This window comes from Pseudomonas sp. PSKL.D1, from assembly GCF_028898945.1.
Lineage (GTDB): Bacteria > Pseudomonadota > Gammaproteobacteria > Pseudomonadales > Pseudomonadaceae > Aquipseudomonas.
Genome location: NZ_CP118607.1, coordinates 5,013,740 through 5,025,148 on the forward strand (window position 1 = coordinate 5,013,740; position 11,409 = coordinate 5,025,148).

10 protein-coding genes are annotated in these 11,409 nt (G+C 61.8%); 7 read left to right on the plus strand and 3 right to left on the minus strand.

The genetic code is table 11. From position 1 onward, the window contains the following. Window positions 1-28 precede the first annotated feature (28 nt). The 3 genes from pth (at window position 29) to PVV54_RS22395 (ending at window position 3,554) form a co-directional block, all read left to right on the plus strand. Window positions 29-613 carry an aminoacyl-tRNA hydrolase gene (gene pth, locus PVV54_RS22385; RefSeq protein WP_012270476.1) on the plus strand — a complete coding sequence of 195 codons (585 nt, stop codon included), beginning with the start codon at window positions 29-31 and terminating at the stop codon, window positions 611-613. Between the two features lie 22 nt (window positions 614-635). Beyond that, window positions 636-1,736 (plus strand): redox-regulated ATPase YchF, encoded by a 1,101-nt coding sequence (ychF, locus tag PVV54_RS22390; protein ID WP_274907326.1) that lies wholly within the window; start codon window positions 636-638, stop codon window positions 1,734-1,736. A 96-nt stretch (window positions 1,737-1,832) separates the two neighbouring features. After that, window positions 1,833-3,554: a SulP family inorganic anion transporter gene (locus PVV54_RS22395; RefSeq protein ID WP_274907327.1), complete on the plus strand. Its 1,722-nt coding sequence runs from the start codon at window positions 1,833-1,835 to the stop codon at window positions 3,552-3,554. Here the strand turns inward: PVV54_RS22395 and PVV54_RS22400 are convergent. From PVV54_RS22400 to PVV54_RS22410, 3 genes are all read right to left on the minus strand, one after another. Further along, window positions 3,551-4,648 carry an AI-2E family transporter gene (locus tag PVV54_RS22400; RefSeq protein WP_274907328.1) on the minus strand — a complete coding sequence of 366 codons (1,098 nt, stop codon included), beginning with the start codon at window positions 4,646-4,648 and terminating at the stop codon, window positions 3,551-3,553. The two genes, PVV54_RS22395 and PVV54_RS22400, sit on opposite strands and share 4 nt — an antisense overlap. 24 nt (window positions 4,649-4,672) lie before the next feature. Further along, window positions 4,673-5,491, minus strand: coding sequence for a polyphosphate kinase 2 (ppk2, locus tag PVV54_RS22405; RefSeq protein ID WP_274907329.1), 819 nt, complete (start codon window positions 5,489-5,491; stop codon window positions 4,673-4,675). Between the two features lie 220 nt (window positions 5,492-5,711). Continuing rightward, entirely contained in the window at window positions 5,712-5,954 is a 243-nt protein-coding gene (locus tag PVV54_RS22410; RefSeq protein ID WP_274907330.1) for a hypothetical protein, read from the minus strand. Window positions 5,955-6,505: 551 nt separating this feature from the next. Between PVV54_RS22410 and PVV54_RS22415 the strand changes: the two genes are divergently transcribed. The 4 genes from PVV54_RS22415 to PVV54_RS22430 all read left to right on the plus strand — a co-directional run bounded on the left by PVV54_RS22415 (window position 6,506) and on the right by PVV54_RS22430 (window position 11,368). Next, entirely contained in the window at window positions 6,506-6,895 is a 390-nt protein-coding gene (locus PVV54_RS22415; RefSeq protein ID WP_274907331.1) for a YybH family protein, read from the plus strand. A gap of 94 nt (window positions 6,896-6,989) precedes the next feature. Further along, complete coding sequence (locus PVV54_RS22420; RefSeq protein WP_274907332.1) at window positions 6,990-8,489, plus strand: purine-cytosine permease family protein; 1,500 nt, start codon at window positions 6,990-6,992, stop codon at window positions 8,487-8,489. A 13-nt stretch (window positions 8,490-8,502) separates the two neighbouring features. Beyond that, window positions 8,503-9,933: an aldehyde dehydrogenase family protein gene (locus tag PVV54_RS22425; RefSeq protein ID WP_274907333.1), complete on the plus strand. Its 1,431-nt coding sequence runs from the start codon at window positions 8,503-8,505 to the stop codon at window positions 9,931-9,933. Window positions 9,934-10,150: 217 nt separating this feature from the next. Further along, the gene (locus tag PVV54_RS22430; protein ID WP_274907334.1) at window positions 10,151-11,368 is read left to right on the plus strand and encodes a DUF3422 domain-containing protein; all 1,218 of its coding nucleotides are present in this window, start codon (window positions 10,151-10,153) and stop codon (window positions 11,366-11,368) included. Window positions 11,369-11,409 lie beyond the last annotated feature (41 nt).

Here is an 11,409-nt window from a genome sequence, read left to right on the forward strand (position 1 = left end):
CCACCAACTCCAAGGAAGAGCCCCTGACGTGACCGCCATCCAGTTGATCGTCGGCCTGGGTAACCCCGGCCCCGAATACGAACAGACCCGGCATAACGCAGGGGCTCTTTTCGTTGAACGCATTGCCAGCGCCCAGCGTGTTTCGCTGACCGCTGACAAAAAATATTTCGGCCTGACGGCTAAATTCAGCCATCAGGGCAACGATGTTCGCCTGCTGATTCCCACCACCTACATGAACCGTAGCGGCCAGTCCGTGGCGGCTCTGGCCAATTTCTTCCGCATCAAGCCGGAAGCAATCCTGGTGGCGCATGACGAACTCGACCTGCCTCCGGGCGTCGCCAAGCTCAAGCGCGGCGGTGGCCATGGCGGGCATAACGGCCTGCGCGACATCATCGCGCAGCTCGGCAACCAGAACGACTTCCACCGCCTGCGGCTTGGCATCGGCCACCCGGGCGACGCCAAACTGGTCTCCAACTTCGTCCTGGGCCGCGCACCGCGCGCCGAACAGGAGAAGCTCGACGCCAGCATCGATTTTGCCCTCGGCGTGCTGCCGGACGTGCTGGCCGGCGACTTCGCCAAGGCCATGCGCGAGCTGCACAGCCAGAAGGCCTGATTTCCTAGAGAGGGGAATAACCATGGGTTTCAATTGCGGCATCGTCGGCCTGCCCAACGTCGGCAAGTCCACCCTGTTCAACGCCCTGACCAAGTCTGGCATTGCGGCTGAGAACTTCCCCTTCTGCACCATCGAGCCGAACAGCGGCATCGTGCCGATGCCCGATGCGCGCCTGGCTGCGCTGGCGGAAATCGTCAAGCCTAACCGCATCCTGCCGACCACCATGGAATTCGTCGACATCGCGGGCCTGGTAGCCGGTGCCTCCAAAGGTGAAGGCCTGGGCAACAAGTTCCTCGCCAACATCCGCGAAACCGACGCCATTGCCCACGTGGTGCGCTGCTTCGAAGACGAGAACGTGATCCACGTTTCCAACAGCGTCGACCCCAAGCGCGACATCGAGATCATCGACCTTGAGCTGATCTTCGCCGACCTCGACAGCTGCGAGAAGCAACTGCAGAAGGTCGCCCGTAACGCCAAAGGCGGTGACAAGGATGCGCTGGCGCAAAAGGCCATCCTGGAAAAGCTGATCCCGCACTTCACCGAAGGCAAGCCGGCACGCAGCCTGATGAAGAACATGGCTGACGACGAAAAGGCCGTGATCCGTGGCTTCCACTTGCTGACCAGCAAGCCAGTCATGTACATCGCCAACGTCGCCGAAGACGGCTTCGAGAACAACCCGCACCTGGACGTGGTCAAGGCCATCGCCGAGGAAGAAGGCGCGGTCGTGGTGCCGGTGTGCAACAAGATCGAAGCGGAAATCGCCGAACTAGAAGACGGCGAAGAAAAGGACATGTTCCTTGAGGCCCTTGGCTTGGAAGAGCCGGGCCTTAACCGCGTGATCCGCGCCGGTTACGAGCTGCTCAACCTGCAAACCTACTTCACTGCCGGTGTGCAGGAAGTTCGCGCCTGGACCGTGCGCGTTGGTGCCACCGCGCCTCAGGCTGCAGGCGTGATCCACACCGACTTCGAAAAAGGCTTCATCCGCGCTGAAGTGGTGGCCTATGACGACTTCATCCAGTTCAAGGGTGAAGGCGGTGCGAAGGAAGCCGGTAAATGGCGCCTGGAAGGCAAGGATTACATCGTTAAAGACGGCGATGTGATGCATTTCCGCTTCAACGTTTAATTCTGCTCCATCAGCGACGCCCTCTTCGCCCGCGAAGAGGGCGTCGTCATTTGCGCACTAGACTGAATACGGTTCACATCACTTCGGTCCAGTGCAATGCACGAAACACCCCCACCCCCGGATTCCAACTGGCAACGCTGGCTGCCCGGCCTGGCCACCCTGCTGCACTACCAACCCAGGTGGCTGGCAAAAGACATTGCCGCAGGCCTGGTGCTGACCACCATGCTGGTCCCCGTTGGCATCGCATATGCCGAAGCATCGGGGGTACCGGGCATCTATGGCCTCTACGCCACCATCATTCCCCTGCTCGCTTACGCCCTGTTCGGCCCCAGCCGCATTCTGGTGCTCGGGCCAGACTCAGCGCTGGCAGCGCCAATCCTGGCCGTGGTGGTGCAGTACGCCGCCAGCGACCCACAGCGGGCAATCACCATCGCCAGCATGATGGCCCTGGTAGCCGGCGCCTTCTGCATGGTCGCCGGGCTGCTGCGCCTGGGCTTCATCACCGAGCTGCTGTCCAAACCTATCCGCTACGGCTACATGAACGGCATCGCGCTCACCGTGCTGATCAGCCAGTTGCCCAAGCTGTTCGGCATTTCCGTCGACAGCCAGGGGCCGCTGCGCGATGTGTGGAACCTCGCCCAGGCGCTGATGGCCGGCCAGGGGCACTGGCCAAGCTTCGTGGTAGGCGCCGGCAGCCTTGCCCTGATACTGCTGCTCAAACCCTTCAAGCGCGTGCCGGGCATCCTGATTGCCGTGGTACTGGCAACACTGGTGGTGGGGCTGCTCAACCCCGATGAACACGGCGTAAAAGTACTGGGCGAACTACCACAAGGCCTGCCTGCGTTCGCTTTCCCGTGGCTTACCGACATCGACCTGGTGGAAGTATTGCTGGGCGGGATCGCGGTCGCGCTGGTGTCGTTTGCCGACACCAGCGTGCTGTCACGCACCTACGCGGCCAGGCTGAAAACACCGGTAAACCCGAATCAGGAAATGTTCGGCCTGGGCGTTGCCAACCTGGCATCCGGGCTGTTTCAGGGCATCCCGATCAGCAGCAGCTCATCGCGCACACCTGTAGCCGAGGCGGCAGGCTCCAAAACCCAGCTCACCGGCATCATCGGCGCACTGGCCGTCACACTGCTGTTGGTGATGGCGCCCAACCTGATGCAGCACCTGCCCAACAGTGCGCTGGCTGCGGTAGTAATCGCTGCGGCACTGGGCCTGTTCGAAATTGCCGGCCTGAAGCGCATCTTCCACATGCAGCAGTGGGAGTTCTGGCTGTCGTTTACCTGCTTTGTGGGTGTGGCCGTGTTTGGGGCGATCCCCGGTATCTGCATCGCCGTGGTGATTTCGGTGATCGAGTTCCTCTGGGATGCCTGGCGGCCGCATTACGCGATCATGGGACGGGTGGACGGCACCCGTGGCTATCACGATGTGCAACGTTATCCACAGGCACGGCGCATCCCCGGGCTGGTGCTGCTGCGTTGGGATGCGCCACTGTTCTTCGCCAATGCCGAGCAATTCCAGAGTACGGTGCTGGGGGCCGTCGAATCGTCCCCAACCCCGGTGCAACGGGTGGTGATTGCGGCAGAGCCGGTCACCAGTGTGGATATCACCTCCGCCGACATGCTCGCAGATCTGGACCGCACGCTGGAGGCGCGAGGGGTGGAGTTGCAGTTCGCCGAAATGAAAGACCCGGTCAAGGACAAGATGAAGCGCTTCGGGCTGTTCCAGCACTTGGGCGCAAAAGCGTTTCACCCAACCGTAGGCGCTGCGGTGGACGACTATCTCGAAACCACAGGGGTCGACTGGCAACCCTAGGGCGCGGGCTCAACAGGCTTATCGGGCACCTGTAGCGCCACCCACTGCCAGAACAGCACATAGGTCACCGCCAGAATCACCGGGCCGATAAACAAACCAATGATGCCTTTGACCACCATGCCGCCTAGCGCGCCAATCAACACAACCGGCATCGGTACATCCACGCCACGCCCCAGCAACAGCGGTTTGAGCACGTTGTCGGCAAGGCCGGCCACGAATGTGTACACGGCAAAGGCGATGGTGGCGGCGGTAAAACCTTCGGCATTGAAGATGTAGAGGATCACCGGGATGGTGACCAGCGTTGCCGGTGCCTGGGCAATCCCCAGCATCAGCACGACAATGGCCAGCATGCCTGCCCCCGGCACACCCTTGACCACGAAGCCGACGCCAATCAGCAGCATCTGGATAAAGGCGATGCCGATTACACCCTGAGCGACGGCGCGGATGGTCGCGGTGCACAGTTTGGCCAATGGCCTGCCCCGCTCTTCTCCGGATACACGCATGGCAATGCGCTGGGCCGCAACCTCGCTGCGCTCGCCAAAGGCCATGATGACCCCCGAGATGATCACCGCGCCGATGAACAGCAGAAATGCCCCGCCCGCGCTGGCCGCCGCACCCAACACCGAAAGCCCCGCGCCCTTGAGGTGCGGCATCAGGTTGTTCAACACCGGCGCCAGGCTCTCGGAGGCCGACTGCCACAGTGCGTAAAGGTGAGGCCCTACGAGCGGCCACCCCGCAACGGACTCCGGCGGAGGAGGAACATGCCACGCTCCACTCTTGAGCACATCGATCAGGCTATGTACCGACTCGCCGATGGATACCACTACCAGATAAATCGGTACCAACAACACTACCAACACCAGCAGCACGACCAAAGTTGCCGCATAGCCGTCCTTCAACCCCGTACCACCTTTGATCCGTCCGTAAAGTGGATATAACGTCACTGCCAGGATCACGGCCCAGAGCATCAAACCCAAGAATGGCTGGAACACTTCAAAGGCAAACAGCACCAATGCGGCGACCAACCCTGCCTTGATCAGCACATCGAGCAAACCGCGCGACAATGCGCTGTCGAGCTTGAAGTTTGGCTGCATGGCGCCCCTCCTTGTTCAATGTATTCAGAAACGTTCTTCAATCACTTTGAACGGGTAAGGCACGGCCTTGTATTTGCCGATCTTGCCGCGCTTGGGCAGCTTCACCACCTCGTCGCGGGTAATGTCTTTGTAGGGGATACGCGTCAGCAAGTGGCCGATGATGTTTAGCCGAGCCTTGCGCTTGTCATCGGAATGGGCCATGAACCAGGGCGCCCAGGAGGAATCGGAGGCGGCGAACATGTCGTCGCGGGCGCGGGTGTAATCATCCCAACGGGTGTAGGACTTCAGGTCCATCGGTGACAGTTTCCACAGTTTGCGACCGTCGTTGATGCGGTCTTGCAGGCGTTTGGTCTGCTCCTCGGCGCTGACTTCGAGCCAGTACTTGATCAGGATGATCCCCGATTCAACCATCATTTTTTCAAGCAGCGGCACCACGCCCAGAAACCGGCTGGCTTGCTCGTCGGTACAAAAGCCCATCACCCGCTCCACACCGGCGCGGTTGTACCAGCTGCGGTCGAAGATCACCACCTCACCGGCGGCTGGCAGATGGGTGAGGTAGCGCTGGGCATACATCTGGGTCTTTTCCCGTTCGGTGGGGGCTGGCAGCGCCACCACCCGGAACACCCTCGGGCTGACCCGCTCGGTGATTGCCTTGATGGTGCCGCCCTTGCCAGCGCCATCACGGCCTTCGAACACGATGCACACCTTCAGGCCCTTGGCCACGACCCATTCCTGCAGCTTCACCAGTTCGACATGCAGGTTTCGCAGCGCCTTTTCGTAGGCCTTGCCGCCCAGCTTTTCTGGCTGGTCTGAAGAATCCTTTTTCCGGGACGACTTGGCCATGGCACGCTCCTCGGGCAAATGAAGAGTGAGTATGGTTGATCCTTGCCAGTTTGCTGGCAGCGCGCTCGGTGTATGAGCTTGCACGACCTGTAGGAGCGGCCTTGTGTCGCGAAAGGGCCGCAGAGCGGCCCCGGCAATACTGGCTGCGAAGCTGAAACCCTGGGACTGCTGCGCAGCCCTTTCGCGACACAAGGCCGCTCCTACAGGAGGATGCGCTGTATCAGCCCCGGCAAAGCACCAGTTCGTTCAGCGCACGGGCCATGTTCAGGTTATGCACGGTGTTGACCAGCATCCCGATGCCCGGCTCGCCGGCATTGCCGCAGATGTATTCGTCGAGGGTGTCTTCGATGCCTTTCAACAACTGCGCAACGTACAGCAGCGCTTCAGGTGACGGCATATCGCTGTTGATGGTGTAGAAACGATTGGATTGGGTGGCGGGTGGATCAGGAACGAGCTTTTTCATGGTGTTTCTCCGAGTTCATTGGCAAAACCACCACCCCGCTTCCTCTCACAGAATCAGGTGGCAGCCGTACGTGGGGTGAGAGACCGGCGAACATCGGAATTCCGGCCAGGACGAATCCTGCCCACGAACGGCTGCCATAACACGGGCACGATGTATCGACGGGCTCTCACACCCGGTCGTCAAACCAAGACGACCCGGGGAAACTAGCCCTGATGGACAACATCGACAACAAAGAAACGTCAGCGGTGCGCGTAGGATATTTCCCAAAGCCCCTAAACCTGAAGCATTTGCTGTCAAGTTCAGAAAAAACGCACTGCAATACGCGGCTCCTGTAGGAGCGGATTTATCCGCGAAACAGCCTACGCAGTGCTTGGCACCGGCTTCACCGGTGATCTCGGCTGAAGCCGCTCCTAAACGGCAAGTGGCGCATCGGTAAGTAACCATTGGTTCACAAATTCCTGAACTAATTATTTCCCCCCAGCGATTTTTCCCTTCACCAACCCCCACCAGAATCGCTTCACCACAATCACAATAACCGTGAGGCCACTCCCGTGGACCAGACACTCCAGGTACGGCAGGCCGCCGCCGACCTCGTAGCCGCCTTCGCCAGCAACGACACCGCCCGCTACTTCGCCTGTTTCAGCGAAGACGCCACCTTCCTTTTCCACACCTTGCCGCAACCGCTGCTCAGCCGCCGCGCCTATGAAGAACTCTGGGCACAATGGCAGGCCGAGGGTTTCGCCGTGCTTGGCTGTAAATCCAGCAACGTGCAGGTGAGCCTGCAAGGTGATGTGGCGATCTTCATGCACGACGTGGCCACGCACATCCGCATGGCAGGCGAAGAGCACCTGCTGGCCGAACGCGAAACCATCGTGTTCCGCCGTGAAAACGATCGCTGGCTGGCCTGCCACGAGCACCTGTCGGTCGTCACCGCAGCCTGATTCAATTTTTACGCGGCCCTGCCGCCCTGCCATCGCACCCACAAGAAGGCCCGCGCACCGCGCCGGCCCACAACAACCGCGCTGGAGCATCACCATGAGCCACTCGACCGGTATCGAGACCAACGGCGTCGAACAGATCCCCGACGATCAACGCGACGCCTCCCCGCTGGACCTGTTCCGCCTGATTTTTGGCGGCGCCAATACCTTTGCCACCGCCGTGCTGGGCAGCTTCCCGGTGCTGTTCGGGCTGTCATTCCAGGCCGGTGTCTGGGCGATTTTGCTGGGCGTTGGCGTGGGCGCGCTGATCCTTGCGCCGATGGGCCTGTTCGGCGCGCTTAACGGTACCAACAACGCGGTATCGTCCGGCGCGCACTTCGGCGTGCACGGGCGCATTGTCGGTTCGTTCCTGTCACTGCTCACCGCCGTGGCGTTCTTTTCGCTGTCGGTATGGAGCTCGGGAGACGCGCTGGTCGGCGGCGCCAAGCGCCTGGCCGGCTTGCCGGAAACCGACTTGACCCTGGGCCTGGCCTACGGCCTGTTCGCCGTGCTGGTGCTGGTGGTGTGCATCTTCGGCTTCCGCTTCATGCTGTGGGTAAACAAGATCGCGGTGTGGGCGTCGAGCCTGCTGTTCCTGCTGGGCATCTTCGCCTTTGCCGGGCCGTTTGATGCGGGCTATGCCGGCAGCGTCAACCTTGGTCAGGCCGGCTTCTGGGCCGCGTTCGTCGGTGCGGCGATCCTGGCGATGAGCAACCCTGTGTCGTTCGGGGCCTTCCTGGGTGACTGGTCGCGTTACATTCCGCGTGAAACGCCCAAGGCGCGCATCATGCTGGCGGTGATCGCCGCTCAGGCCGCCACGCTGATCCCGTTCCTGTTCGGCCTGTGCACCGCCACGCTGGTAGCCAGCCAGGCGCCGGACTACATCACCGCCAACAATTACGTGGGCGGCTTGCTGGCCATTTCGCCAAGCTGGTTCTTCCTGCCGGTGTGCCTGATTGCGGTGATCGGCGGTATGTCCACCGGCACCACCGCGCTGTATGGCACGGGCCTGGACATGTCCAGCGTGTTCCCGCGCCTGCTCAGCCGCGCTGGCGCGACGTTGCTGATCGGTGTGCTGGCCATCGGCTTCATCTTCATCGGCCGCTTCACGTTCAACCTGGTGCAGAGCGTGTCGACCTTCGCCGTGCTGATCATCACCTGCACCAGCCCGTGGATGGTGATCATGATCCTCGGCCTGATCACCCGCCGCGGCTTCTACCACGCCGACGACCTGCAGGTGTTCACCCGCGGCCAGCGCGGGGGGCACTACTGGTTCCTGCATGGCTGGAACTGGCGCGGCATGGGCGCCTGGATCCCCAGCGCGGCGGTCGGCCTGTGCTTCGTCAACCTGCCGGGGCAGTTCGTCGGCCCGCTGGGTGACCTGGCCGGCGGCATCGACCTGAGCCTGCCGGTAACCCTGGGTATCGCCGGCGTGCTGTACCTGCTGCTGCTCAACCTGTTCCCTGAACCAGCCGGCGTATATGGCCCCAAGGGCCCACGCTGGGTGCGCTGCAAAAGCACCCCGCACACGCCGGTAACCGCTGCCGAAATGGCCTGACTGGATACCGATCATGACTATGTCCCACTACATCGCCGGCCGTTGGGTCGAAGGCCAAGGCAACGACTGCATCAGCGTCAATGACCCAGCTCTGGGGCTGCCGTTCGCGGAACTGATGGCCGCCAGCGTCGCCCAGGTCGACCAGGCCGTAAACGCCGCGCGCCAGGCACTGCCTGAATGGAAAAAAGCCAGCGCAGGCACCCGCGCTGCCTTCCTGCGTGGCTTTGCCGAACAACTGGGCCTGCGCCGCGAGGAACTGATTGCCCTGCAGATGCGCAACAACGGTAAGCCGCGTCACGAGGCCGAAATCGACCTGGACGATGCCGTGGCGACCTTCGCCTACTACGCCGACCTGGCTGAGCAGTTGCCTGAGAAAAACCGCGACGTGCCACTGGCTGCACCGGGCTTTAGCGCCCGCACCCGCCTGGAGCCAGTAGGCGTCGTCGGCCTGATCGTGCCGTGGAATTTCCCTTTGGTGACCAGCGCCTGGAAGCTCGCCCCTGCCCTGGCAGCAGGCTGCACCGTGGTACTCAAACCCTCGGAAGTCACCCCGCTGATCGAACAGGCCTATGGCCAGATTGCCGACAAGCTGGGCTTGCCTGCCGGCGTGCTGAACATCGTCAACGGCAAGGCCGAGACCGGTGCGGCACTGAGCAGCCACAATGGCCTGGACAAACTGTCGTTCACCGGCAGCAACAGCGTTGGCAGCCAAGTGATGCGCAGTGCCTCGGCCCAGTGCAGGCCGGTGACGCTGGAACTGGGAGGCAAGTCGGCCATCGTGGTGTTCGACGATTGCGACGTCGACCAGGCCGTGGAGTGGATCGTTGCCGGTATTACCTGGAACGCCGGCCAGATGTGCTCGGCCACCTCCCGCTTGCTGGTACAGGACGGCATCGCTGACGCTCTGCTGCCACGCCTGCAACAAGCCTTGGAAAACTTGCGTGTCGGCAACCCGCTGACCGAAGAAGTAGATATGGGCCCGCTGACCAGCCAGGCGCAATGGCTGAAAGTGGCGAGCTACTTTGCCACCGCCCGTGAAGAAGGCCTTGAATGCTTGGCAGGCGGCAAGACGCTGGACCGCGACGGCTGGTTCGTCAGCCCGACGCTGTACATCGAAGTGCCTGAAGACAGCCGCCTGTGGACAGAGGAAATCTTCGGTCCAGTGCTGTGCGCACGCCGCTTTAGCACCGAAGAACAAGCCATCGCACAAGCCAACGACAGCCGCTTCGGCCTGGTCGCCACCGTATGCTCAACCGACCTGGAGCGCGCCGAGCGCGTTGCCGATGCGCTGGAGGTGGGCCACGTGTGGATCAACTCGGTACAGGCGGTATTCGTCGAAACGTCGTGGGGCGGTACCAAGGGCAGCGGGATCGGGCGTGAACTCGGGCCTTGGGGGTTGTCGGCTTACCAGTCGGTGAAGCATGTAACCCGTTGCCTGGGTTGATGGCTACGTCGTCTGGTCGCTTGTGTAGGAGCGGATTTATCCGCGAAGCAGCCACGCGTTTGGTGGCACCGGCTTCGCCGGTGTTCGCGGCTGAAGCCGCTCCTACAAGCTCCGCGAACAGGCCGGCAACCGCACCACGCAGTTAAGTGACTTTACATCCTGCGCATGAAGTCCCACTCCCTGGTACCCCACAATCACAACACCAGGCCGGACCACCATGCACCCTCAACGCACTGCCTTGCACAACGAACTGCACGCCCGCCCGTCGCTGTATTTCGACGGCCCGGCACACGTTTTCCACCTGGCTTTGCTCGGCGGCGATGCCGCTTGCGCCGCACTGTTGCAACGCTGCTGCCCGCAGGCCAGCGAGACGGATGCAGCGCAAGGCATCACCACGCTGAACGGGCACCCGTTCAAGTGGGAGCGCCACACCGAGTTCTTCACCCTGACGCTGGTGGTGCCCTGCTCCACCACCGACACCGAATGGCAAGCACTGCCGCCGGTGCTGGCCGACGCCATCACGCCACAGGCAGCGCAAGTGATCAACGCTGTGCAGATACTGGTGCGCGACGAACAGGGGCTGGACCTGCAGCACTACCAGTTCAAAGACCCGTGCGGCTCCTGCGTCGGGGGTGGCGATGCGGTGGTGTGGAGCGATTTCCGCCTGACCGCCGATGGCACCAACCGCTTCCTGTTCATCAATCGCCGCCTGAATGCTTATCGCCAGGGCCGTATGATTCGTCGGCTGCTGGAAATCGAAACGTACCGGATGATGGCTTCTCTGACCCTGAACACGGCCAAAACCCTGAGCTCGGAACTGGACGCGTTTGACAAAACCTTGGTCAGCTTGTCAGAACGCAGTGCCGGGGGGGATGGCCACGATTCCAAAGGCTTGCTCGAATCAATTGCTCACTTGTCACGGCAGGTAGTCAGCCGCACGGTGAAAACCCGCCATCGTTTCGGTGCGACCCAAGCCTACGCGCAACTGGTGTTCGAGCGGCTGGGGGAGTTACGCGAAAGCCATGTGGGCGATTGCCAGCGGCTTGGGGTGTTCATCGAACGCCGGTTCAAACCGACCGTGCGTTACTGCGCGGCCACCGAGCAAAGGCTGGAGCAGTTGACGAAGAACGTCGCCAACCTGGGCGACCTGCTGCAGGCACGCGTGCAGGTGGAAATGGAAGAGCAGAACGCGGGGATCCTGCATAGCCTCAATGCCCGCGCCGATGCTCAGGTGAAGATTCAGCGTGCGGTGGAAGGGCTGTCGATCATTGCCATCACCTATTACCTGCTGAACCTGTTCAAGCTGCTGTACGGCGGGTTGAATGTGCTGGGGTTGGGGCTGACGGCGCGCGATGCATTGTTGGCGATGGCGCCGCCAGTGGCGCTGGTGCTGCTGGTGATTCTGCTGCGGATAAGGCAGGCCAAGCAGCATTAGCGCATTGCCCTGTAGGAACGGCTTCAGCCGCGAACACCGGC